Annotated in this window: 26 protein-coding genes; 13 read left to right on the top strand and 13 right to left on the bottom strand. The window is 52.8% G+C overall.

Annotated features, from left to right (window positions below; genetic code table 11):
* Window positions 1-101: 101 nt before the first annotated feature.
* Window positions 102-647 carry a DUF4870 domain-containing protein gene (locus A7E48_RS06195; protein WP_068170908.1) on the bottom strand — a complete coding sequence of 182 codons (546 nt, stop codon included), beginning with the start codon at window positions 645-647 and terminating at the stop codon, window positions 102-104.
* Window positions 648-757: 110 nt separating this feature from the next.
* Window positions 758-1108, bottom strand: a complete 351-nt coding sequence (locus A7E48_RS06190; RefSeq protein ID WP_068170904.1) for a helix-turn-helix transcriptional regulator — start codon at window positions 1106-1108, stop codon at window positions 758-760.
* 81 nt (window positions 1109-1189) lie between these two features.
* Between A7E48_RS06190 and arsB the strand changes: the two genes are divergently transcribed.
* The 7 genes from arsB (at window position 1190) to A7E48_RS06160 (ending at window position 6741) form a co-directional block, all read left to right on the top strand.
* Complete coding sequence (arsB, locus tag A7E48_RS06185) at window positions 1190-2290, top strand: ACR3 family arsenite efflux transporter (RefSeq protein WP_068170901.1); 1101 nt, start codon at window positions 1190-1192, stop codon at window positions 2288-2290.
* Window positions 2291-2294: 4 nt separating this feature from the next.
* Entirely contained in the window at window positions 2295-2735 is a 441-nt protein-coding gene (locus A7E48_RS06180; RefSeq protein ID WP_068170900.1) for a low molecular weight phosphatase family protein, read from the top strand.
* 270 nt (window positions 2736-3005) lie between these two features.
* A complete protein-coding gene (locus tag A7E48_RS06175; protein WP_369796761.1) occupies window positions 3006-4517 on the top strand; it encodes a glycoside hydrolase family 68 protein in 1512 nt (503 codons plus the stop codon).
* Between the two features lie 121 nt (window positions 4518-4638).
* Window positions 4639-5463, top strand: coding sequence for an ammonia-dependent NAD(+) synthetase (gene nadE, locus A7E48_RS06170; RefSeq protein WP_068170895.1), 825 nt, complete (start codon window positions 4639-4641; stop codon window positions 5461-5463).
* A 3-nt stretch (window positions 5464-5466) separates the two neighbouring features.
* Window positions 5467-6231 (top strand): GTP pyrophosphokinase family protein, encoded by a 765-nt coding sequence (locus A7E48_RS11485; RefSeq protein WP_068170892.1) that lies wholly within the window; start codon window positions 5467-5469, stop codon window positions 6229-6231.
* A 110-nt stretch (window positions 6232-6341) separates the two neighbouring features.
* Entirely contained in the window at window positions 6342-6476 is a 135-nt protein-coding gene (locus A7E48_RS11480) for a hypothetical protein (RefSeq protein ID WP_255376906.1), read from the top strand.
* Between the two features lie 19 nt (window positions 6477-6495).
* Window positions 6496-6741 (top strand): phospholipase A2, encoded by a 246-nt coding sequence (locus A7E48_RS06160; RefSeq protein ID WP_068170889.1) that lies wholly within the window; start codon window positions 6496-6498, stop codon window positions 6739-6741.
* 9 nt (window positions 6742-6750) lie between these two features.
* Here the strand turns inward: A7E48_RS06160 and A7E48_RS06155 are convergent, their stop codons facing one another.
* Window positions 6751-8661 (bottom strand): FAD/NAD(P)-binding domain-containing protein, encoded by a 1911-nt coding sequence (locus A7E48_RS06155; RefSeq protein ID WP_068170887.1) that lies wholly within the window; start codon window positions 8659-8661, stop codon window positions 6751-6753.
* A gap of 69 nt (window positions 8662-8730) precedes the next feature.
* The gene (locus A7E48_RS06150) at window positions 8731-9459 is read right to left on the bottom strand and encodes an SGNH/GDSL hydrolase family protein (RefSeq protein ID WP_068170884.1); all 729 of its coding nucleotides are present in this window, start codon (window positions 9457-9459) and stop codon (window positions 8731-8733) included.
* 161 nt (window positions 9460-9620) lie between these two features.
* On the opposite strand from A7E48_RS06150, the gene A7E48_RS06145 reads away from it, so the two are divergent.
* A complete protein-coding gene (locus A7E48_RS06145) occupies window positions 9621-10466 on the top strand; it encodes a hypothetical protein (protein ID WP_068170879.1) in 846 nt (281 codons plus the stop codon).
* Window positions 10467-10558: 92 nt separating this feature from the next.
* Here A7E48_RS06145 and A7E48_RS06140 read toward each other — a convergent pair whose 3' ends face one another.
* The 6 genes from A7E48_RS06140 to paaA form a co-directional block, all read right to left on the bottom strand.
* Window positions 10559-11329, bottom strand: coding sequence for an enoyl-CoA hydratase/isomerase family protein (locus tag A7E48_RS06140; protein ID WP_068170876.1), 771 nt, complete (start codon window positions 11327-11329; stop codon window positions 10559-10561).
* Window positions 11330-11347: 18 nt separating this feature from the next.
* Window positions 11348-12502: a 1,2-phenylacetyl-CoA epoxidase subunit PaaE gene (paaE, locus tag A7E48_RS06135; RefSeq protein ID WP_068170875.1), complete on the bottom strand. Its 1155-nt coding sequence runs from the start codon at window positions 12500-12502 to the stop codon at window positions 11348-11350.
* 38 nt (window positions 12503-12540) lie between these two features.
* Entirely contained in the window at window positions 12541-13002 is a 462-nt protein-coding gene (gene paaD, locus A7E48_RS06130; RefSeq protein ID WP_068170962.1) for a 1,2-phenylacetyl-CoA epoxidase subunit PaaD, read from the bottom strand.
* A gap of 176 nt (window positions 13003-13178) precedes the next feature.
* Window positions 13179-14006 carry a 1,2-phenylacetyl-CoA epoxidase subunit PaaC gene (gene paaC / locus A7E48_RS06125; protein WP_068170872.1) on the bottom strand — a complete coding sequence of 276 codons (828 nt, stop codon included), beginning with the start codon at window positions 14004-14006 and terminating at the stop codon, window positions 13179-13181.
* Entirely contained in the window at window positions 14003-14305 is a 303-nt protein-coding gene (paaB, locus tag A7E48_RS06120; protein ID WP_068170870.1) for a 1,2-phenylacetyl-CoA epoxidase subunit PaaB, read from the bottom strand. Before paaB ends, paaC begins: the two co-directional genes overlap by 4 nt.
* A gap of 2 nt (window positions 14306-14307) precedes the next feature.
* Window positions 14308-15312, bottom strand: a complete 1005-nt coding sequence (gene paaA / locus A7E48_RS06115; RefSeq protein WP_068170866.1) for a 1,2-phenylacetyl-CoA epoxidase subunit PaaA — start codon at window positions 15310-15312, stop codon at window positions 14308-14310.
* Between the two features lie 185 nt (window positions 15313-15497).
* On the opposite strand from paaA, the gene paaI reads away from it, so the two are divergent.
* The 3 genes from paaI (at window position 15498) to A7E48_RS06100 (ending at window position 18078) form a co-directional block, all read left to right on the top strand.
* The gene (gene paaI / locus A7E48_RS06110; protein WP_068170864.1) at window positions 15498-15911 is read left to right on the top strand and encodes a hydroxyphenylacetyl-CoA thioesterase PaaI; all 414 of its coding nucleotides are present in this window, start codon (window positions 15498-15500) and stop codon (window positions 15909-15911) included.
* 31 nt (window positions 15912-15942) lie between these two features.
* Entirely contained in the window at window positions 15943-17313 is a 1371-nt protein-coding gene (locus A7E48_RS06105) for a phenylacetate--CoA ligase family protein (RefSeq protein ID WP_068170861.1), read from the top strand.
* 129 nt (window positions 17314-17442) lie between these two features.
* Entirely contained in the window at window positions 17443-18078 is a 636-nt protein-coding gene (locus A7E48_RS06100; protein ID WP_068170858.1) for a TetR/AcrR family transcriptional regulator, read from the top strand.
* Here the strand turns inward: A7E48_RS06100 and A7E48_RS06095 are convergent.
* On the bottom strand, window positions 18065-18772 hold the full coding sequence (locus tag A7E48_RS06095; RefSeq protein ID WP_068170854.1) for a GNAT family N-acetyltransferase: 708 nt from the start codon (window positions 18770-18772) through the stop codon (window positions 18065-18067). The two genes, A7E48_RS06100 and A7E48_RS06095, sit on opposite strands and share 14 nt — an antisense overlap.
* A gap of 147 nt (window positions 18773-18919) precedes the next feature.
* Window positions 18920-20971: a phenylacetic acid degradation bifunctional protein PaaZ gene (paaZ, locus tag A7E48_RS06090; RefSeq protein WP_198924130.1), complete on the bottom strand. Its 2052-nt coding sequence runs from the start codon at window positions 20969-20971 to the stop codon at window positions 18920-18922.
* Window positions 20972-21071: 100 nt separating this feature from the next.
* Here paaZ and A7E48_RS06085 point away from each other — a divergent pair, with 100 nt between their 5' ends.
* Together A7E48_RS06085 and A7E48_RS06080 are read left to right on the top strand one after the other, a co-directional pair.
* Entirely contained in the window at window positions 21072-21488 is a 417-nt protein-coding gene (locus A7E48_RS06085) for a PaaI family thioesterase (protein ID WP_068170851.1), read from the top strand.
* 147 nt (window positions 21489-21635) lie between these two features.
* On the top strand, window positions 21636-23402 hold the full coding sequence (locus A7E48_RS06080; protein WP_068170955.1) for an oleate hydratase: 1767 nt from the start codon (window positions 21636-21638) through the stop codon (window positions 23400-23402).
* A gap of 107 nt (window positions 23403-23509) precedes the next feature.
* Here A7E48_RS06080 and A7E48_RS06075 read toward each other — a convergent pair whose 3' ends face one another.
* Window positions 23510-24370 carry a 3-hydroxyacyl-CoA dehydrogenase family protein gene (locus A7E48_RS06075; protein ID WP_068170848.1) on the bottom strand — a complete coding sequence of 287 codons (861 nt, stop codon included), beginning with the start codon at window positions 24368-24370 and terminating at the stop codon, window positions 23510-23512.
* Window positions 24371-24375: the final 5 nt, after the last annotated feature.

The following is a 24375-nucleotide window of genomic DNA, read 5'->3' as shown; positions in this document are numbered from 1 at the left end:
GGGCCGCGGGTTTTTCATGCGAGAGTTCTGAACTTTGGTCAATTTTGAATCGTTTTGAAGCCCAAAACGCCTAAAAATTGACCAAACTTTTTGAACTCATTTTAGTCTTTGAGGATTCTAATCTGCATGGGGTAGTCGTAAACCTCGCCACGGTTAGCACGAACTGCGCCGATGATGTGGAAAATAAACATGAGGACGGTCGTTGCGCCCCAAATCAACAGGGAAATGGGAGCGCCTAGAGTGAGTGTGAAAATCAGGATTGCCCATCCGACGAGGTTCGCCAGCCAGAGGGTGAAATTGAAGTTGAATGCGCGTGCTGAGTTCGCTGCGGTGAACTTATGACCGGGTTTGTCTTTGAAAATGAACCAGAAGACGAGGGGCCCAAGAAAGCTCAGTGTGCTGGCGGTGACGATGTTCAGAATGAGCGATGACAGGTGGGAAAGCAGTGACATCGTTTTGGCATCGGGGGCAATGGGGTTGCCGTAGGCATCAAAATCATGAGGTTGTTGGAAGCCTTGTTGAAAACCCTGCTGGTTGCCGTATTGCTGACCGTACTGCTGGTGCGGCTGCTGTTGGGGGTAGCCAGATGGCTGCTGGGGGTTTTGGTTGTTGAAGTCGTTGTTGGGGTTATCGGGATATTGAGACATTGCCGTCCTTGATTCAGCGGGTGAGTGTTTCTTCTACTGTATAGAGGACACCGCTGCGACTTCATTAAAACTTTTGAAATTACATAAAATATCCCCCTGCCGGAGGAGGGCTATCCAAGCTCTAACACGGTGCGTAGCTGGGCAAAAAGATTGGGAACTATCGTGTAGTACGCTTTGCGACCGGATTGTTGGCGGGTGAGTAGTCCCGCTTCGGTCAGCTTTTTAAGGTGATGGCTGATAGTGGGCTGCGAAAGGTCAAGTTCGCTCACTAGATCGGTAGTGGTGATAGGTGCGCATCCTTCGCGGGCGATGAGTGAGAGGATACGGAGGCGGCCGGCGTCGCCTAGGAGCTTGAAAATTTCGGCGTAGCGCAGAGCATCGTGCGTAGAAAGCACTTCGGTGGCTAGGGAGCAACAATCTGAAGTGACAGAAACTTCGGCAAGAGGCAGATTCAAATCCATGCATCTACGATACCTTGACAGATGCCTCAAATTCGAAATATTCTTTATATATTGATAATCTTCGATATATTAAGGAAGCTTGTGCCAAACCCCCTACGTACACCCGTTGAGAACCCACCTGCAACCCCGCCGTCCTCGCGTCTGAGTTTTTTGGACCGCTGGCTGGCTCTCTGGATTCTTCTAGCGATGGCGGCAGGATTGTTGCTGAGCAACCTTGTTCCCGGTCTGAGTAACGCGTTGGAAGCATGGAAAGTCGGCCAAGTATCTGTACCCATTGCCATCGGTTTACTCGTGATGATGTATCCGCCCCTGGCAAAAGTTCGCTATGACAAGAGCGCCCAGCTACTTGCCGATCAACGCCTCATGATTGTTTCTGTGGTACTGAATTGGATTTTGGGACCGGCGCTCATGTTCGCGCTGGCATGGATCTTTGTCCCAGATCTTCCTGAATTTCGTACCGGTTTAATCATTGTGGGCCTTGCTCGCTGCATCGCCATGGTGCTGATTTGGAACGATTTAGCCTGTGGGGACCGTGATGCCGCCGCCACCCTAGTTGCAATTAATTCTTTGTTTCAAGTAATTATGTTCGGAGTACTCGGCTGGTTTTATTTGCAAATACTTCCTAGCTGGCTGGGCTTACCCACGACGTCCGCTGAGTTCTCTTTCTGGGCAATTGTTAGTTCCGTACTGGTCTTCTTGGGCATACCCCTGCTCCTAGGCTTCCTATCCCGGGTGCTGGGTGAACACTTCAAATCGCGTACCTGGTACGAGCAAAAATACCTACCAAAAATTTCCCCACTCGCTCTTATCGGCTTGCTATACACCATTGTGTTGCTCTTTGCCCTTCAAGGAGCGCGAATAGTGGAACAACCCTCGGCAGTGGCACGCGTGGCACTACCACTTCTAGCTTATTTCGTGTTGATGTTCTTCCTGGGGCTTCTTACGAGCCGAGCACTCCATATGGGATACGCCCAATCAACCACCGTGGCGTTTACCGCCGCCGGTAATAATTTTGAACTTGCCATAGCGGTATGCATCGGTACATTTGGTGCGCATTCGGGGCAAGCATTGGCAGGTACTATTGGGCCACTTATTGAGGTTCCTGTACTGATTGCTTTGGTCTATGTTCTGCGCTGGTTGGGACCTAAACTTTTTAACAACGCACCTACTTTTGAAAGATAGAACGATGACTAATCAGCCCACCATTCTCTTTGTATGTAACAGCAATCGCGGAAAGTCCCAGATGGCTGCGGCGCTCATGGACTTGCGTTCTGAGGGGGCAATCCGCTCTACCTCCGCTGGAGTGAAAGCTAAAGAAGGCAAATCTGTGAATGCTGAAGCCGCCACTTCCCTCGCAAAAATTGGTGCCGATATGAGTAGCGGTTACTCAAAACCCATGTCGCCCGAACTACTCGCAGAAGCCGACCGCATCGTCGTCGTCGGTGGAGCAGACCTGGGTACTCTCTCGCCAGAGAACGCCGCCAAAGTAGAACGCTGGAACCCCGACGAGCCCTCCACGCGCGGTATTGAGGGCGAAGAACGCATGGATCTGCTACGCGACGATATCGACCGGCATGTGCGGGATTTGCTGGGTCGTTTGGAGGATAAAGAGATGAGCAGGACATAAATGGTCCGTAGCAATTCGTCCCTTAAAGTACCTACAAGTATCATAAATTTATCCACATAATGCCGGATATAACCCCTAATCAGATGCTAGTTAGGGGGGTGGATGAATAAAAATATTCAAATCTTAACTAATAAGCCTACTTAAGAAATGTTCTCAATAAAGCGATAAGTACTTGCTAGCGTGTTAACTAGTTCATTCAAAGAAATGAACTCATTTACACACATGAGGAGCATCCCTGTGAGCAGCATTTCTAATTTAGGTAACTATTCAATGAGCCGGCGTTCTCTAGGACGCATCCTACTGGCAACTGGTGTTACAGCCGGTGCCACCGTCACTCTTTCTGGTCGAACACTAGCGAATGCTGCAGAAGCCGAACCGTTGCCCACCATTCATACCCAAAAAGCGTATGACCCTATCGCTTCAGACTTCCATATGCGCTGGACGCGAGCTGATGCCCGTCAGATTATGGTTACTCAAAACGATACCACCGTGGCAGCCGGTGAAAACTCTATGCCCGAGTCTGTAACTATGCCTGAAATTCCTGTGGACTTCCCCGTCATGAACGAAGAAGTCTGGGTGTGGGATACTTGGTCGCTCACCGATGCGCGTGCAAATCAGATGTCCTACAAAGGCTGGGACGTTATCTTCAGCTTGGTGGCACCACGCAGCATTGGATTCGATGATCGTCACCAGCACGCACGCATCGGCTACTTCTACCGCCATTCCAACGCTGAACCAGACACGCAGTGGACCTATGGTGGATACTTGTTCCCTGACAACACCTCGATTTCCACTACTGAGTGGTCGGGCTCAACTCGATTGATGCAGGGTAACAAGGTTCGCGTTTTCTATACCGCAACTACTTTCGGAACACCACGTCCCGGTACCGCGGCTAAGCCTGCAGTTATTGGTACCGTCGAAGGTCAGATCAAGGCAACTAAAGACGGCGTGACCTTCTCTAAGTTTGGTGAGCACAAGACCATTCTTGAACCGGATGGAAAATGGTACCAGACCAAAGAACAGAACCCCTACTTCTCGTTCCGAGACCCTTTCACTTTCGAAGATCCTGCATACCCAGGTAAGACTTTCATGGTGTTTGAGGGAACCGGTGCGGGCGTACCTGGGAGCCCCGAAACTCTAATCACAGAGGCGGATCTCGGCTACCGTGAAGATGATCCTTATGCTGAATCAGTGGACGAGGTGAATGCCCAGGGTGTCTTCTGGCAACGAGGAAACATTGGTCTTGCGGTTGCAACGGATAAGAAACTCACTGAGTGGAAGATGTTGCCCCCAATTCTTACTGCATACGGAGTCAATGACCAGACTGAGCGTCCTCAAATGCTCATCGAAAATGGTAACTATTACCTATTCACCATCTCTCACCAGTACACTTACGCAGCTGGTCTTCGCGGACCAGACGGTGTGTATGGCTTTGTGGGCAAGGGAATCCGCTCGGATTTTGAACCCCTCAACAAGTCAGGTTTGGTGCTGGGCTCTCCTACAGATCTTAACTTGCCTTCGGCTCGACCTGAAGATCCTCAACCGGGGCAGAATCCACGCCAGTTCCAGGCGTACTCGCACTACATTCAGCCAGGTGGCCTAGTGCAGTCATTCATTGACAACGTTGAAGGCCGCCGCGGAGGCACCCTTTCCCCTACCGTAAAGATTAACTATTCAGGAGCTACCTCATCGGTTGATTACAGCTTTGGCGATAACGGTTTGGGCCCCTATGCCTACATTCCTACGAATAAGCGTAAGACCGGCGTCACTTACGTAAAATAAACGAAGTTCGTCTCACTGAAGAAGCCGCGTCCGTATGTTGGGCGCGGCTTCTTGGCATCCTCTCAGCGGATACCAGTAACTTTCTCCCGGGGCTTAGAATATCGCGGAGTAGAATAAACACATGCGTGAATTACAGGTAAAAATCATTGACGAACTGGGCGTACACCCCACCATTGACCCCGCAGAAGAAGTACGCAAACGCGTGCAATTTCTCTGCGACTACCTCAAAATCACGCACACTAACGGCTTTGTTCTGGGCATCTCTGGCGGACTCGATTCCACTCTCGCTGGCCGCCTGTGCCAGCTCGCCGTCGAACAGCTTGCCGACGAAGGCATCACCGCTGAATTCATCGCCGTCCGACTGCCCTATCAGGTGCAAAAAGACGAGGACGACGCCCAAGCTGCGCTACGCTTCATCCAACCTGATCAGACGGTAACCTATAACGTTGCACCAGCCGTAGACGGTTTCGAAACGGCATTCCAAGACGCCGTGGGGTGCCCCATCGCAGACTTCAACAAGGGCAATGTCAAGGCGCGCGCTCGCATGATTGCTCAATACGCGCTGGCGGGGGAGAAGAACTTACTGGTGATTGGAACCGACCACGCCGCAGAATCGGTCACCGGATTCTTTACCAAATTTGGCGATGGCGGTGCAGACATCCTGCCCCTCTATGGGTTGAATAAGCGCCAGAACCGCGAACTGCTGAAGGTTCTCGGTGCCGAGGAGCGCCTGTGGAAGAAAGTTCCTACCGCCGACCTACTCGACGGTAAGCCCCTGCGCACCGACGAGGACGAATTGGGCATCACCTACGATCAGATTGACGACTACCTCGAAGGGAAAGAAATCCCTGCCGAAGCCGCCGAAAATCTCGAAGGAAAATTTCTGCGCAGTCGGCACAAACGCACCACGCCCGTCACAATTTTTGACACTTGGTACAAGGCATAAATCGTGGAACCGCAGAGCCATTCAGCGGAGGACTTCGAGAAAACCATTCTGCCCGCCATCGCCACCATGCGTGAATTTGGGCAGGACTTTTCTCGTATGCTCATGGAGTACCAGTTTGCTATTAACGAGGTGCTCACCAAGGTGGAAATTCTGCGCCAGGAATTCACTCACCTTTACCGCTACAACCCGATTGAGCACGTTTCGTCCCGCGTAAAAACCCCTGAATCACTAGCACAAAAGCTGGTACGTAAGGGCGTGAAAATGAGTTCAGAATCGGTGGCGAACAATATCTATGACGTCGCTGGAGTGCGCATTACCTGCAGTTTCATTGGTGACTGCTACCGTGTGATGAGCGCGCTGACTTCTCAGGACGACATTGAAGTGGTTGAAGTCAAGGACTACATCAAACACCCCAAAAAGAATGGGTATAAGAGCTTGCACGTGATTGTGCGAATCCCCATTTTTCTCTCTACCGGCGCTAAGAAAATCCCGGTAGAACTGCAGATCCGTACTATCGCCATGGATTTTTGGGCGGCGTTGGAACATAAAATCTTTTATAAGTACGACCGCGAGGTTCCCGAGCATCTGACCGAAGAACTGTTCAACGCGGCAGTGGTTGCAGACCAGCTCGATCAGCGGATGGAACGGTTGCACAAGTCAGTTCACGGCGACAATGCCTTACGAGACTACACGGAGGATCCGTCGGCTAGCGCCGTTATTCTGCGGCAGCTCCTGGAACTTTCGCGCAACGACGGTAAGCATAGATAACGGTTAGGGTGAAGGCCATGGAACACCTGCGTAAACACAAATTATCATTGGGGTCTGTGGCCCGCGGAATCGTGCTGATTCTCGGCGGATTTCTGTGGATATGAATCGACGTGGCGTTTTTCGAGCCCATCGGAGTGAACTTTGGCCCCGGGTGGATGATACTCGGCGGTGGGTTGCTCATCATCGGCGGTCTGCTGGGTTGGATTATCTCCATACTCGCGCAGAAAGTTTTTCGCAGGCGGTGAGTGCTTCAGGGAGAGAGGTGTGTTTACACTAGTCACGTCTTTCAAGCCCACCTGCGATACCCATGACATCCGCTATTCCGTCGGTAGTACCACCAATCGTTTAGACTGCGACAACGTCTTTTTGGCATCGCTTTTACGCGAATGCGAGCGGGCATATTCGGCAGGGCTGATGCGTAGCACCTGCCGCGGGGTAGCACAGACCTACTACACGGCAGTACGTACCTTCGGTGCTTCGTACTACGACGGCGCCGGCTCAAAAGCCTAAAGATTTACCTTAGGAGCCAAACGCCACCTGGACCGCGTGAACCGCCGCTTTATCAGTTTCCTGAAGCATTAGCGCATCCGTTCCAGGCAGAGGAGAAATAGTCGTATCAGCCATCTGCGCGAAGGTCGGTATGCCGATGACGTGCACGCGAGGGTCCTGCGAACCGTCCGGGTTAATAACGGCGCGAGTTACCGGGTGTACCTCCGGGGAGGCAGTTTCAATCTTGCGGCCCTCTTCATCTACCTCGCAGAACGGTCGCACCCGCTGAGAGAGCGAAGCATAGATAGGCTCCGCCACGTGGCGAATGTCGGGGTAATGCAAAAAAGCATCGGCAAGATACTTAGTGCGAATTTCCTGCTGGGTGGAGGGCGACATCGCAACAAATTCATCTCCGTCAACCCGAACCTTGGGGCGCTGGCCAATGAACTGAACAATCCCCGCATCAATCACCGCCAAAAGCTGGCGACAACGGAACAGCGGCGGCCCTGAGCCTACCATCTGACCTAGAGCATCGAAGTTCTTGTAATCGGTTTGGCGGGACTCCCAAGTGTAGCGGCCCATCGACCCCAAGATTGAAGCAGGCGTACGAGCAGAGGACACCGACCACATGCCCGCTTTGAAGGCGTTATCGTGCCCTGCTGCGGCGTCCGCAATATCCTGTTCAACATACTGGGCGATATGCTCGGTTACTTCCTCGATGCTTCCTTCCACCCCGGCTAGCGGCTGGCGCCATCGCTCAATATTGAAGCGGTTTTCGGGGTTGGGCACAACATCTGCCATGTCTTCGGCAATGGATTCGGGGGTAGCTTTTTTGATGATGTCCAGGATTTCTTCGATGGACGCGGTAATGGCTTCGGGCTGAAGCTTGGCAAGTTTGCAGTAGTAAGCCTCGTAGGCGTCCTTGATGATAGCGGGGCGAACCTCGATGCCGAAATCGATACGTTCTGCATCTTTGAGCTTCTCGATGGTTGCCATGAGCCGGTGATTTACTGGCTTCGGTGGTAGTGAACCGTAATCTGACTTGGGCAGGAAGGGATAGCCGCGCCCTGATGATACAAGAAGATGCGGTTCTTGTCCCGACGCCTCATAGCGCATGCCCGAGCGGGTGGTGGGATCGTCAACAAAGCAGCCACCTCGATCAATAGTCACCAGTGCCATGAGGTCGTAGAAGCTCATGCCCAAACCGCGCACCAGCACGTCCTCGCCTGCGGGGAGCACCGAAAAATCCTGTTCGGCAGGGGAATTGGGGCGAACCCATATTGCTTCCGCCGCTGCGAACTCCTGCTCCTGGGGGTTGAGCGCGGGAATAGTCCAGCCACTAGCAATAATGGTTGAATCGGCACGGCAGATGGTGCCGTCGGAGAGCTCGATGATGTCGAAAGCATCGTCGGAGGACGCCGTCACCCCCACCGCTTTTGCGCGATGCTCGGTCACCACGACGTTCTCTGGAAGCTCCGCCAGCGCTACACGATAGCACCAGTTAATGTACTCGCCGTAGAGTGCGCGTGAGGGGTTCGAATGCGGCACGGTAGCGCGCATTTCTTCTTCAAAATCAGGGAGCGGTTCTTGGGGATGCTTCTTGAACAGGGCAGTTTTTTCACGACGAGTGGGTTGTTCTTCGATTTCATTGCCCAGGGTGAGCTGAATCCACTCAAACATGGTAGGGCCTGACCGCACCGGCGCCGTCACCGTAGAATTCGGTTCGGTAAAGAGCGTTACAGCTCCTGCCAGTGTGTTCATGCATAAGGTTCTAGTCTGCGACGTGTTCCAGATACGACCAGCGCCTAGCTGAGAATCGTCAATCAAGTGAAGGTTAAGCTGTTGCTCGGCTCTGAACTGTTCAGATACCAACGCACCGATTCGGTCGATGACCGAAACTCCGCGCGGCCCAACTCCCACAATGGCAATACTCGCCGGCATGCTCGTCTCCTTCGCTTGACGATCTCTTTCCTTCTAGGTTACCTCCAGGTTAAGGGATCAGCTGGCTAGTTAGTCGTTGGCGGCAATCATACTTTCCCAGATAAGGCGGTGACCTTCAGAATCAGGGTGGACTCCGTCGGTGAATCTCTCCGGTCTGTTTTCTAGAACCGGATAGAGGTCAATAACTGTGTGCTGGGTTTCGTCAGCCCAGGTCACGAGGAGATTGCGGTACTTTTTCACCTGGGCGGGGACCACGTTGAAGCCCATCTGTTGGCGGGCAGCGATGTGGTCGAGCCAGAGAGGAGTCAAAAGGATGACGGTGCGACGGTCGGTCTCTAGCTGATTGCAGAGATTCTTGAGGTGCTCTAGGAGTTCTTCGGCAGTGGCGGGTGTGCCATCGACGCCTGCGAGGTCATTGATTCCCGCGCTGATGATGACGGTGTCTACTTTGCGCGTGGCAACTTCAGCAGGAGCGTAGGCATGCATTCCCGCTAGAGTTCTGCCGGGGATAGCAAGGTTGTAGAAGCGGTTGTTGAGTTCGTCGCGACTGATGTGCGCGGCGGCAAGATGCTGAGCCCACCCCCCTGAGGGGTCGGAGCGACCGTAGGCGATGCTGTCACCAACGACGGCGAGGCGAGTTGCGGAAGAAAAGGCTGACGGGACGGGTGCGGGTGCAGGTTTCATGCGTTCAGTATAGGTGTGAGCGAGTACCTGTAGCGGTTGCACCGCGAGCCCGTCTGAGTTAGGGGCAAGCTCAATAAAGAAATGAGCGCGGCTGAACTCTAAAATTTTAAACAACAGTTGGATATTTCACATTTGAAAAACGACAGATAAATATTTCTTATCCCAAAAGCGACATATATGGATTCTTTTGCACATTGTAAGAGGTAATTCCCTTACCTAGAGTGGAAAACGGTATAACCCAATACCACCCCCGTTCGCAAATTAGGGAAAATTTCATGTCACAGATTTCACGACGTCGCCTTGTTAAAGGCGCTGCGTGGGCTACCCCCGTTGTTATCGCATCTTCAGCTATTCCTGCTTACGCAGCTTCTCAATGTAACCCCACTATCGCAGGTGGCGGATACATGAACTACGATTGGGGAGTTGTACCCACAAACCCCAAAACTACCGCCACCACTACTCAAAGCTTGAGTATCAGCGCTCAAATATCAGCTAGCCAATTGCCGGTAGGGGCTGTAATCACCGATATTCGCTTTGAGTACTGGATTCAGAGTCGTGATGATGGAATCACTAACCCCGATGGTTCATCCGGTAGTCATGGACCAGGTGTTTATGATCCTGGTAATTCACATGCTTCTACTAAAACTGCGGGAACCTGTACTACAAGCTACAGCACGATAACGGGTTGCTCTTACAAAGGTACTACTACTCCGCTTAGCAGCCTTGCTGCTCGTCCTGCTAGCTCAACGTTTACCTCAGGCACGTCAAAAGCTGCCGTTACTTCTAACTGGGTAAATCACAGTTTCGCTAAACTTAATGGATCAACTGTTACTGCAAAAGCTTGGCAGTTCCAGTTCATCGGCGATCCTAAGCTTGCCACCGCGCAGCTCACTAAAAATGCAACTACCGGCTGCCTAGATTTGCCTACTCTGAATACACCTCAGTTCTATGTTTCTTACGCTAACGTTCTGCAGTCAGCAAATACAGAACGCACCATCTATGTGGATCGAACTGCTTACATTACTTATACCGTGAATGGGATCAGCAAGACCCTGACTATGTACCAGCCCAGTAAATATCTTTGTGATTCTTCAGCATCAGGTGGCGTCAACCGCTGCTAATGATTCTTTGCGAATCTAAATAAACTAAATCAACCCAGCAACTACGCTGGGTTGTTTTAGTTTGACCACAATTCGAGGACGAGTAACTTCTGCTACCGCCCCTTGAACTCGGGCTTACGCTTCTCCGTGAACGCGGCAAATCCTTCGGCGTAATCCTCCGAAGAGCATAGCGCCCCCTGTGCCTTATTCTCCAACTCAACGGACTCCCACAAGCCTAAACGCTCGTCGCGAATCCTCTGCACGAGCTCCTTGGATGCCCTAAACGCGCCCGTTGCCCCGGACGCCACGCGGGACGCCGTCGCGCGCGTGAAGTCTAGCAACTCGTCGGCGGGCACAGACCGCGAGAAAAGCCCCGCCCGCACCGCCTCTTCACCGCTGATGAGGTCGGCAGTGTAAATCAAATCGAGCGTGCGATGCGTGCCCAGCCGCTCTACAAACAGCGAGTGACCACCCGAGTCGAGGGTTGCCCCAAGGTTCGCAAAAGGCGAGCCAATCTTTGCATTTTCGGCAACATAAACTACGTCAGTTGCAATGGCCAAGCCCAGCCCCACGCCCAAGCAAGGCCCCTGCACCGCTGCAAAAGTAGGAGCAGGGAAAGCTGCCATCTTCTTCAACAGTGGGGTAACTTTTTCTGCAAGGTAGGCGTAAGCATCATCAGTGGAAGGCGTCAGACCAGCGATATCTCGACCGGCACAGAAACCACGACCCTCTCCACGAATAATAAGTGCGCGCACTCCCGCCTGAGCCGCCTCATCGTAAGCGGCCGATAACTCAGCAAGAGCTTCTTCGTTGAGAGCATTCATCTTCTGAGGGGCGTTCAAAACGATCTCAGCTACGCCCTGATTAATAGATAGTTCAATCATGAGGTTCTCTCTAACAGACTAGGCGTCAAAATCGATCTTGACGTTTTCAGAGCACGGGCGGGTCTGGCAGGTCAGCACGTAGCCGGCGTCGACTTCTTCCTTCTCTAGTGCATAGTTTTCATCCATTTCGGTATCGCCCTCAATCACCTTGGCACGGCAGGTTCCGCACACTCCACCGGCGCAGGCAAAGGGGACATCTGAGCGTACACGCAGAGCCGCGTTGAGGAGCGTCTCATAGGCAGAGGCGGGGGACTCAACCCGGGATGAGGTGCCGTCTAGGTTGAAGGAGATAACGAAATTGTTCCCACTGGGATCAACCTCGATTGCGCGCCCTTGCTGACCAGCAGGGCGTTCAGGCTTACCGGTGGTAAAGAGTTCGAAGCGGACGTCGTCTTCAGCGACACCGCGTTCCTTGAGGGTGTCGCGGCACAGCTGAACCAGCTCGAAGGGGCCACACAGGAACCACTCATCGGTGGCCTCGGTGCGGATAACCCGATCAAGAAGCTCATTGAGTTTTTCTTCGTCAATACGACCGCTCATGAGCGGGGAAACACGCTGTTCACGAGAGAGCACATGGTGGACGGCAAAGCGCTGCGGGTACTTGTCTTTGAGGTCGCCAATTTCTTCGGCAAACATGACGTCCATGGCCGACTTGTTGGCATAGACCAAATCGAAAGTGGAATCGGCAGACTGGCGCAAAACTGACCGTGCAATCGACATGATGGGGGTAATGCCCGAGCCGGCGGCGAAGGCCACCAGGTTAAGGTTGCCTTCAGCGACAGCGTCCTTTGCTACCTCGTCCGGGTTGTTCATGGAGGTGATGTTCTTTTTGGAAACGAAAGCACCCTGGGGGTTCATGACGTCAATTTCGTCATCCTCTTTAAGCTCTGTATTCGCCCAGGTAGAGAACAGGCCGCCGAAGTCTTTTTTGATAGCGACATGAACTTCACCGGGGATAGGTTCAGAACAGATGGAGTAAGAGCGGCGAACTTCTTGCCCATCGATAGTTGCGCGGAGAGCAACGTACTGTCCCGGCACGTAGTTGTAGTCATCCACGAGATCAGTGGGGACCTCAAAGACTACCTCTACCGAATCGGCGGTGAGTTTGCGAACCTGTTTGACCTTCAAGGTGTTGAAGGTCGCGCGACGGCGGTTTGTTGTTGCTTCAGTCATGATTAAACCTTGAATCTCGTGGGTCTGTGTCTAAAAATCTAATGAACTTTGAAGTAGTCAAAGGGTTCTTTGCAGTTTTTGCACTGGTACAGAGCTTTACAAGAGGTGGAACCGAACCGGGTCATCTCTTGAGTCTTGAGAGAGTGGCAGCGAGGGCATTTGACGGCTAACCCCACACTTACCGGGCCGGCGGCTGCTTTGCCGGTGGGCGGGGCGATGCCGTATTCGTCCAGTTTCTGTTTGCCAATCTCGCTCATCCAGTCGGTGCTCCACGCCGGGGTGAGCACCAGATCGACGCGCGGTTCCGGGTAGCCTGCCTCTACAAACGCTGTGCGCAGGTCAGCAGTGATAGTTTCCATTGCAGGGCATCCTGAATAGGTGGGTGTAATCGTGACGACGGGGATGCCGTTCACATTTTCTACCGTTCGAAGAACCCCTAGGTCAGCTACGGTCAATACGGGAATTTCCGGATCACAGACCGTGGAGGCGACCTGCCACATGGCAATATCAGAACCCTTGGGGGCAGGCGGAGCCTGCTCGGCGAGTTCTTCAGCGCTGAGACGCTGAAACTTCTGCTCAGGCATGTCTTTGAGCATTTCGCGCTGCATGTCATCGAACCCGAATTTCATGGGTCACCTCCTTGGCCTGTAAGGGCTGATTATGAGAAAAGGTGTTTTTACCAGGTGGCTCCGGGGAACTGCCGCGCCAGAACCTGCATTTCCGCGAGAATATGCCCGCGGGCTTCGGAGAATTCGCCGGAGCGGTCCCCTCCCCAGGCTTGATCTACCTGGGGTAGTTCGAGGGTTGCTTCGGAGATAATCTCAGCGATGCGGCGGTCGAAGTTTTCGCGCAAGCTGGAGGGTTGGACGGCGATGCCGGGTAGAGCGGCGGTGACGTCGTCGTCGTGAAAGAGCTCGTCGATGTAGGGCCACATGTAGTAGAGCCCTTCTTGGATGCGGCGGTGGGATTCTTCGGTGCCGATGCCTAAGCGCAGTAGCCACTGGGCGGCGTGGTCCTGGTGGTATTGGACTTCTTTGAGCGCTTTGGCGGCGATGGCTGCCAGGGTTTCGTCCTGCGACTCCACGAGCTTTGAGTAGAGTTCGTGCTGGTAGTAGGAGAAGATGAGTTGACGGGCGATGGTTTGCCCGAAGTCACCGTTTTCCTGTTCGACGAGGCGGCAGGAGCGGAATTCTTCTTCGTCGCGGAAGTAGGCGAGGTCGTCCTCGGTTTTGCCCCAGGCGGTTCCTGCGTAGGTGAGGAAGAATCGTGCGTGTCCGACCAAATCGAGGGCGATGTTGCCCAACGCGATATCTTCTTCTAGCTCGGGCGCACGGGAAATCCAGTGGGAGAGTCGTTGGCCGAGCATGAGGGCATCGTCGCCGAGGTAGAGGGCGTAGCGGGCTACGTCTTCGCTCGCTGTGATGCCTTGTTCGGCGATTTCTTCGGCGGTAATGGCGATGCCGGCGCTCTGCTTGGTGGCGGAGTCGTTGGATGCAAAACTCATAGGTGCTTCACCCCTTCACTCTTGGTGTAGTAGGTTGCGTGGCGAAAGCTCTTGCCCTGTGCCGATTCGAAAAACCCGCCTTTATGGTCGGGGTCAGAAGAGAGGATCGCGTCCGAGGGCACTACCCACACGCTGGTTCCTTCGTTGCGGCGGGTGTAGAGGTCGCGTGCGTTGCGCAGAGCCATGGTGGCATCGGGCGCATGAAGTGATCCAGCGTGTACATGGGAGAGCCCGCGGGATGAGCGTACGAAAACTTCCCAGAGGGGCCATTCGCGGGTGTTTTGGGTGGTGTCAGACATGTTTATGCTCCAATGAGTTCTGCGTTGCGGGCTTCCATCTTGCGGGCGTATTCTGCGGCGGCTTCGCGAACCCAGGCACCTTCGGAGTGGGCGGCGCGACGACGTTGCATACGCTGGACGTTGCAGGGGCCGTGACCGGAAATGACGGACTTGAATTCGTTCCAGTCGAGTTTGCCGTAGTCGTAGTGGCCGCGTTCTTCGTTCCACTTCAAATCAGGATCAGGCAGGGTGAGCCCGAGTGCTTCTGCCTGGGGAACCATCATGTCAACGAAACGCTGGCGCAACTCGTCGTTGGAGAACCGTTTGATGTTCCACGCCATGGACTGCTTGGAGTTGGGGGAGTCTTCATCGGGCGGACCAAACATCTGTAGCGCGGGACCGTAGAAGCGGTTGACGGCGTCTTGTGCCATCTGCTTCTGCTCGGGTGTTCCGTGGGAGAGCTCATAGAGAATTTCCCAACCCTGGCGCTGGTGGAATGATTCTTCTTTACAGATACGAACCATAGCCCGACCATAGGGACCATAGGATGCGCGGCATAGCGGAACCTGGTTGCAGATAGCTGCGCCGTCGACCAGCCAGCCGATGGCACCAATGTCTGCCCAGGTGCGTGCTGGGTAGTTGAAGATGGAGGAGTATTTTGCCTTGCCATCGAGCAACTGCTGGTTGAGGACGTCGCGGGGGGTGCCGAGGGTTTCGGCGGCGGAGTAGAGGTAGAGGCCGTGACCTGCTTCGTCTTGAACCTTTGCCATGAGGATTGCTTTGCGCTTGAGAGAAGGGGCACGAGTAATCCAGTTGGCCTCGGGTTGCATGCCGATAATTTCAGAGTGAGCGTGCTGAGACACCTGGCGGGTGAGGGTCTTGCGGTAGCCTTCGGGCATCCAGTCACGAGGCTCCACGCGGGAGTCTTCGCTAATGAGCTGGTCAAAGTAGTTTTGGGCTGCCTGCTCGTCCTCGCCGAGCGCGGCATCTGATACTGCTTTCAGATGGTCTGCTTGAGGTGCGTTCATGAGAATTTCCTTGCGTGAAGCCGGTAGGGATGAGAAACCGATGCATGATTTACTGACCGTTCGTTCAGTATAAGATTGTACCTAAATTTCAGTCAAGATGTTGCGCAGTTCACAAAATTTGTGGCAAAGTGGCTGTGACTGCATAGTTTGACCGAACATTCGGTCAGTAAATCGTGAGGGGAATTATGACATTAGCTCACGTCATTCTTAAAAACGACCCCGCCACCGAATGGATGGGAATCAAAATTCTTCATGCGGAATACGGGTACGCAACCATCACCATGAGACTGCGTGAAGAAATGCTCAACGGCTTCGGAATAGCCCACGGTGGCATGATTTTTGCATTTGCTGATACTGCCTTCGCGCTCGCCTGCAATAAGCCAGAAGGTGACCCTGAAACCATCACCGTGGCATCGGGTGCAGACATCAACTTTGTCTCCTCAGGGCAAGCAGGCGAAAAACTAACAGCCACCGCAGAGGTCCGTGAACAGTATGGCCGTAGCGGTCTCTACGACATCAAAGTCACTGGCGAGGACGGGCGCACTATCGCAGAATTTCGCGGTCGCTCCCGCACCATCGCCCGTCCAACTGCCCAGTAAATAAACATTTGCACTAACCAAAGGAAGAAAAATGACAGTACAGAGTAGTACTTCTTGCAGTGTAAAAAATCCCTACAGCGTGGCTCCTGTCGCCGCAGACCGTTCCCAACCGGACCCCGAAGAGCTGATGAGCCGTGATCAAATCGAATCGCTCCAGTTCGAGCGACTGCGCTGGACCCTCCATTACGCCTATGAAAATGTACCTGCCTATAAAGAGCTCTACGATGAGGCGGGGGTACATCCTGGTGACTTCAAAGAGCTCGACGACCTGAAGATTTTCCCATACACCGATAAAGAATTTCTCCGTAAGGCGTACCCTTTCAAAGCGAATGCAGTACCGATGAGCGAGACTCGCCGAATCCACGCCTCTTCTGGTACCACCGGTCAGCCCACCGTGGTGACTTATACAGAAAACGATTTGCAGACCTGGGCAACCTTGGTGGCTCGTTGCTTCCGCTTCTCCGGCATAAAGCCCGGCGATAAGGTGCACAACGCCTATGGGTACGGCCTGTTCACCGGCGGTCTGGGCGCCCACTACGGCGCTGAACGGCTAGGCTGCGCCGTCATTCCGATGTCCGGCGGGCAAACCGAAAAGCAGGTTCAGATGATTAAAGATTTTGAACCTCAGGCAATTCTCTCTACCCCCACTTACCTGCTCACCATTGCAGATGGGTTCCGCAAGCTGGGCGTGGATCCCAAAGAGACCTCGCTGCGCACCGCAATTCTGGGTGCAGAACCGTGGACGGCTGAAATGCGTCACGAAATTGAACAGACCTTTGGCACCCTCAAAGCCTGTGATATTTACGGACTGTCCGAAGTAATGGGCCCCGGTGTGGCAGGCGAATCATTTGAATCGCAGGATGGCTCGCATATTTGGGAAGACCACTTCCGCCCCGAAATCATTGACCCCTTTGACGATTCGATTATGCCTTTGGGCCACCCCGGAGAGCTGGTTTTCACGGCGCTTACCAAAGAGGCACTACCCATTATTCGCTACCGCACGCATGACCTCACTCGTTTGCTACCGGGCACCGCGCGTCCAGGGCACCGCCGCATGGGTAAAATTACCGGTCGAAGCGATGACATGATTATCTTGCGAGGCGTCAATCTCTTCCCCACTCAGGTGGAAGAACTTGCACTTCGTCACCCCGAACTCTCTCCGCACTTTGCGCTGGAGATTACTCGCCCCCATCGTATGGATGAAATGACCGTTCGCATCGAACGTCGAGAGGACATCACTCTCGAACAGGCTGAGGATGCAGCTAAGCGTTTGCAACATGACATTAAAACTAAGATTGGCTCTTCCTGCCGTATTGAGGTACTTGACCCTGATGTTCTGCCCCGCTCGATGGGAAAGATTCGTCGTATTTACGATCACCGCCCCAAGAATACCGAGAGCTAAGACATCGCGTTGAGTCTCACGTTGCTATAAATCAGACTCTTCTCGCCCAGACAGCATAAAATGAGCTGAGATGCCCCAACGACAGGGTATCTCAGCTCATTTTATTGCGAACCATTTTCTGAGGATCTCATGGCTAATCAATCACATATCGCCTCTACTAAGCGCGGCAGACCGGGCTACGAGAGAGAAGAACTTCTCAGTATCTGCGTTCGTGCTTTTAATGAATATGGGTATGAAGCCACTTCAATGGGGGTGCTGGCAGATGCCCTCGGAATTACTAAATCGGCAATCTACCATCACGTAAAGTCCAAAGAGGAAATTCTGGAATATGCCCTTAACCGGGCGCTGGTGTCCCTTGAAGAAGTCTTTGATGCCGCTGAATCCCTAGAGGATTCTAACCCTGCTGAAGCGGTGGAATTCGTGACTCGCCAGACTGTCTATGCGCTGGTAGAACAGTTTGATAATGTAACCCTCCTCTTGCGGCTCAGGGGTAACTCGCAGGTAGAAACCGAGGCGTTAGAACGACGTCGGGAGCTTACCAGCAGGTTATCCGCGCTGGTCAAAACGGCACAGGAGGCAAAAGAAATCCGGCAAGATATTTCAGACAGAACTATCGCTCGACTGATTTTCGGCATGATTAACTCACTCGCAACCTGGTATCGCCCAGAACGCGGGGAGAACGTTGAAAAGCTCGCCGATGCCGTTGTCCAAATGGCTTTTGATGGTATGGCCGATTCGACGGCTACTTCAGCTACAGCTCGCTAGGTCGCTCTAGAGCTTCTTTTTGCTGCCCCCGATTATCAAAATTCTCCGGGCGCAACCAATTTTCGAAGGCTTGCTTTTGATGCGGCCAATCCTCGTCGGTGAGAGCGAACCAGGCGGTATCACGGGAGCGATTCTTGTAGATGAGGGCGTTGCGGAAAATTCCTTCAAACCGGAAGCCCAGGCGACGTGCAGCACGTCGGGAAGGCTCGTTGAGAGCATCGCACTTCCATTCATAACGCCGATACCCTAAATCGCCTAGGGCGTATTTCATGAGGAGATACTGCGCTTCGGTGGCGGTTGCAGTGCGTTTGAGAAGCTGTGAATACATGACCCAGCCCACTTCAATAGTGCCATGCTCAGGAGTCATGTGCATGAGCGAGAATGTGCCGACTGCTTTGCCTAGTTCGTGGTCAATAATCGTGAAATGCAGGGGATCTGCTGAACTTTCTTGAACCCGAAGAAACTCCATAAAGTCTTCTGTGGTCTCAAAAGGGCCGGCGGCCATGTATGTCCAGATACTGTTCTCAGAACGCTGCAAAAGCGTTTCGATGAGATCAGCTCCGTGTTTTTCGGTAGAGAGCGGTTCAATAGTGCAAAAACGCCCGTTGAGCGTAACTCGTTCGGGGCGTGGGCGCGGCGTCCATCCGGAAACCTCATCGCCAATAGGCTGGTCAAACTCGTTATAGTGAACCATGGCAACTCCTGGGAAAATGCACTTTCAATGTAGCCTATCGTCACGAAATACCCCCCCGGCCAGTTTGTATCAAACTTTGCGTTCTTTACTGGGTGCCTCGTGGCATAGAGCGCGAAATCTGATACAAACTTGGGGTGAGGCAGCCGCTTACTTCTTTTCTACTAGAGTCAGAACGTCGTACGTCGCCACAATTTCGTCGTTCTGGTTATGTAGTACGGCGTCCCAAGCGACTTCACCGTATTCATCGGTTACGCGCGGGGTAATCTTCTTTGCGGTGAGGGTGACTCGAATCGAATCGTCGTAGGTTACCGGAGTGATGAATCGCAGATTCTCTAATCCATAGTTTGCAAGTACTGGCCCAGGGGCGGCATCCACAAACAGACCTGCAGCCCAAGAGACCAGCAGGTAACCGTGGGCAACCCGACGGGGGAAGAATGGGTTGGCGGCGGCGGCCTCTTCATCGGTATGGGCGTAGAACTGATCTCCTGTGGAATCTGCGAAAGCGGTGATGTCCTCTAAGGTTACTTTACGCAGGGGAGAGACGAACTGGTCACCAATCTTTAGCTCAGCCAGTGACTTCCGGAAGGGGTGGACGCCTTCGCCGGTATCTACCGATTCGCGCGTTACGGTGCGCGCATCAGCTCCTTGATGCCACACGCCGGTAATGGCGGTAAGCATATTGGGGGAACCTTGAATGGCAGTGCGTTGCATATAGTGCTTGACAGCGCGCACACCGCCAAGTTCTTCGCCGCCGCCTGCACGTCCGGGGCCACCGTGCACTAGATGCGGAACCGGGGAGCCGTGTCCGGTGGAAGTTTTTGCGTCTTCCCTATTCAAGACCAAAACGCGACCGTGATGAGCAGCGATACCTAAAACTGCCTGCTGGGCAATTTCGCGGTCGTTAGTGCACACGGTAGCTACTAGTGAGCCTTCGCCGAGGTTCGCCAGCTCAATAGCCTCTCCAAAGTCGCTGTATTCAATGACCGAGGTTACTGGCCCGAATGCTTCAACCGAATGGACGGCCTCATTGCGGGGGTCATCAAAGGTCAAAATTGTGACGGGGTAAAAGGCGCCTTCGCTGGGAGCTTCGCTCTGGAAAGCGATAGTGCCTCCGGCAGCGGTGAGTTTTTCAACTGAGGAGGACACTTCGCCCTTTTGTTCCAAAGATGCCAAAGCACCAGTGGTGCTTCCCTCTGTCCGAGGGTCCCCTATCTTCACCTTGCTGGAGATTGTTTCTGCCAGCGCCTTGATGACGTCGTCACAGCGACCCGTCGGCACAATGACACGGCGAATTGCCGTACATTTTTGACCTGCCTTAGCGGTAATCTCCACAAATACAGACTTGATGAAAGCATTAAATTCGTGTGTGCCAACTTCAGCATCGGGACCAAGAATTGCTGCGTTGAGAGAGTCGGTTTCTGCGGTAAAGCGCACACCTTTGGTTTGTACATTGGGATGGGCGCGCAGGGTTTGTGCGGTGCTAGCGGAGCCTGTGAACGCCACATGGTCTCGGTAATCCAGGTAATCCAGAAGGTCGCGAGCAGAGCCGGAAATGAGCTGAATGGAGCCTTCGGGCAAAACGCCTGACTCTAGCATGAGGCGTACACATGCCTCGGTCACGTAACCGGTTGCCGTCGCTGGTTTCACAATCGAAGGCATGCCCGCAATAAACGCCGGTGCAAACTTTTCCAGCATGCCCCAAACTGGAAAATTAAAGGCATTAATCTCTACTGCGACTCCGGGCAGCCGGGTGTAAATGTGCTCACCGGCAAAGCTACCGTCCTTTGAAAGCGGCTCGGTTGCGCCGTCAATAATCACGTTCGAGTTGGGGAGCTCGCGCCGTCCTTTGGAGGAAAAGGTGAAGAGGGTGCCGATGCCACCATCAATATCGATATAGTGATCGCGCTGGGTGGAACCGCTGGCGAACGAAATATCGTAGAGTTCTTGCTTATGCTCGTTGAGGTAAATAGCCAACTCTTTGAGCTTCAAAGCGCGCTCGTGAATGGTGAGCTCACCCAGATTCTTCTGCCCAGCGATGCGCGCGTACTCGATTGCTCCCGCAGTATCGATTCCCTCGGTACTGGCGGTGAAGATGACTTCTTCGGTTGAGGTATCTTGGATTTCTGAGAGCTTCTGCGGGTTGGACGGCGTCCACCAGTTGCCTTTGACGAAGCTGGGAATGAGCGCGGGGCTAGTCATGAGTATCCTTCCGAAGATTGAACAAAACAAACTTTCCGACCGTTCGTTCAGTTATTATTCTTACTATAACGCACCTCACTTATTCCTCTGAAGGGTTTTCATGAACGAAGCACAAGAATCATCTACCCAGCGCGAACTCTGGAAAATTACGCTGGGTGAGCTAGATGAAAAATTAGGCGTAAAAGTGCTGGAAGAATCTGCTACACGTGTAGTGGCAACCATGCCGGTTGCAGGAAACCGCCAGTCGCTGGGGCTGCTTCATGGTGGGGCAATGCTGGCGCTGGGGGAGGCAGTAGGTTCTTGGGGCGCGGTCATCCATGCTTCTTCGATGGGGAAGGTTGCAGTCGGGGTAGACGTGAACGCCACGCATCATAAATCTTCGAAAGATGGAAGTGTGACGGCGACATCCTCGGCAATCCACCTAGGACGTTCCCTCACTACCCACGAAGTAGTCATTACTCACAATGGCGATGGTGCACGTCTGTGCACCATGAGAATTACTAACTTCATCAAATAACTTTAGTTGCTAAGAGTGGAGATTTCTTACGATTTTCATAAACCGTAATATGCAACTATTACTGTCTCTTGCGCTTCCAAGGGGTACTATCATTAAAGTAATCAAGCTTATAATCAAATAAGAGTAGATTGAAAGAAGATGATTACCGTGCAGTATACTGCAGGGAACTACGAAGCTTTCGCAAGGTCGCGGAAGCCTAAGGACATCGACCATAAAACCGCTCATATTGTGGGTGGCGGATTAGCAGGTTTAGCTGTTGCGGGGTTCCTTATAAGAGATGGGCATATGGATGGCTCCAAAATCACCATCTACGAAAAGTCCATGATTGCGGGCGGTGCTCTAGACGGAATTGAAGAACCTGACAAAGGGTTCGTAATACGCGGCGGTCGCGAAATGGAAAATCATTTTGAAACTCTATGGGATCTCTTTCGATCCGTACCTTCGCTTGAAATCGAAGATGCTAGCGTGCTTGATGAGTTTTACTGGCTCAATAAAGACGACCCTAACTACTCCTTGTGCCGCGCTACTTACCAACAGGGTAAGGAATGGCCAACTAACGGCAAATTTACCCTCAGCAAAAAGGCGCAGAAAGAATTGATGAGCCTTTTCTTGCGAGACGCCGATTCGCTTCAAGATGTACGAATCAATGAAGTTTTTTCTGATGAATTTCTAAAGAGCAATTTCTGGATGTATTGGCGCACGATGTTCGCCTTTGAAGAATGGCATTCTGCTCTTGAGATGAAGCTATATCTGCATCGATTTGTTCACCACATTGATGGCTTACCGGATTTCTCTGCCCTTAAGTTTACCAAGTATAACCAGTATGAATCGCTGACCCTACCTCTCGTCAAATGGTTGCAAGATCACGGCGTTCAATTTTCCTATGATTCTGAAGTTACAGATATAGATTTTGAGGATAATCGACCCCAAGGGATTAAGCGCGCCACGGCTATCCATGTAATTCGGGAGGGGAAAGAAGAAAATATTCCCCTTACCGACAATGATTTGCTCTTCATAACTATCGGTTCCCTCGTAGATAATTCTGATGAGGGCGATCATCATACTGCGGCACAACTCAATGAAGGTCCTGCTCCAGCCTGGGACTTGTGGAAAAAAATTGCGAAGAAGGATCCTGCTTTCGGTAAACCAGAAGTTTTTTGTTCCAATATTGAGGAAACTAAATGGGAGTCTGCTACCGTTACCACATTGGATGAGCGTATCCCGCGTTATATTGAGCAGATTTCTCACCGTAACCCTCTGAGTGGCCGTGTAGTAACGGGTGGAATCGTCACTGCACAAGATTCAAGCTGGTTAATGTCCTGGACAGTCAACCGTCAACCACATTTCAAAAAACAGCCTAAGGATCAGGTGGTTGTATGGGTCTATGGTCTATTTAGCGATGTACCCGGAGACTATGTTAAGAAATCTTTGCAGGAATGCACCGGGGAGGAAATAGTCCAGGAATGGCTCTATCACCTCGGTGTTCCTACTGATGAAATTGAGGAGCTGGCCGCTACGGGAGCTAAGTGCGTCCCAGTTATGATGCCGTATGTCACTTCGTTCTTTATGCCGCGTAAGCACACAGACCGTCCAGCTGTAGTTCCGGAAGGTTCCCAGAATTTCGCCTTTATCGGTCAGTTCGCCCAATCTGCTACTCGAGACTGTATCTTCACTACCGAGTATTCGGTGCGAACTGCTATGGAGTCTGTATATGCCCTCCTGGGGATAGAACGAGGAATCCCCGAAGTGTATAACTCAACCTACGATGTTCGAGTCTTACTAGATGCAGCCCATAGCCTTGCTGACGGTGAGCGAACAAAGCTTCCAGGAGGAGCACTAAGTAATTTACTGATAGATAAGAAACTTAAAAATACCGAGATTCTTAAGCTCCTTAAAGAGGCTGATCTGCTCTAAGACCTTCAAAATATTAAGTTGATAACTCGTTAACTGAGAAACGGGAAAGGGCGATTGGAACGAAATGATTCAATCCAACCGCCCTTTTCGTATACCCTGCTGAAACCTTAGCTGTAGTCGTAGAAACCCTTGCCCGACTTTCTGCCGAGCTCACCGCGCTCTACCATCTCGCGCATCAGCTGGGGAGGGGCGAATCGCTCGCCCAGTTGGGACTCCAAATATTCAGCAATTCCCAGACGCACATCCAGCCCCACAACGTCAGTCAGGGCCAGAGGGCCGATAGGGAACTTGTAGCCCAGTACCATCGCGTTATCAATATCAGCCGGAGACGCCACGCCTTCTTCAACCATACGAATAGCCTCAAGTGCAATCGCAACGCCGAGTCGGGACGACGCGAAGCCCGGGGCATCATTGACCACTACCGGCGTCTTGCCGAGACCCTCAACCCACTGTGGTGCTAGGGCACGAAGCTCCTCGCCCGTATGCTTCGATTGAACGACTTCCACCAGCTTGGATGCTGGAACCGGGTTGAAAAAGTGCAGCCCCAAGAAGCACTCGGGCCGCTGAAGTTCCTCTGCCAGCCCGTCAATAGAAAGCGAGGACGTATTTGAAGCTAACCAGGCTTCCTCGCCGAGTTCAGCTTCTACTGCGGTGAGTGCCTCAACCTTTACATCCCATATCTCAGGAACTGCCTCAACCACTAACTCGCACCCGGCAAAATCGGAGTAGCTAGTAGTCACCGCCAGGTTTTCTACCCATACGTCCAGATTTCCATCAATCTTTCCACGTTCCAGAGACTTTGCTAAATCAGATTCCACGCGCTCGCGGGCAGCTTGAGCCGACTGGGCATCGCGTTCCACCACGGTCACTTGCGACCCCGAAATGAGGAAGGCATGGGCTATACCTGCGCCCATGCGTCCGCCGCCCAGTACACCTACTTTGGAGGGAAGAGCCGTCTTTTCAGTCATAAGTT

It is taken from the genome of Rothia sp. ND6WE1A (assembly GCF_001683935.1).
Classification (GTDB): domain Bacteria; phylum Actinomycetota; class Actinomycetes; order Actinomycetales; family Micrococcaceae; genus Rothia; species Rothia amarae.
The sequence above is the reverse complement of the archived record's forward strand: the minus strand, read 5'-3'. Positions and strand labels throughout refer to the sequence as shown.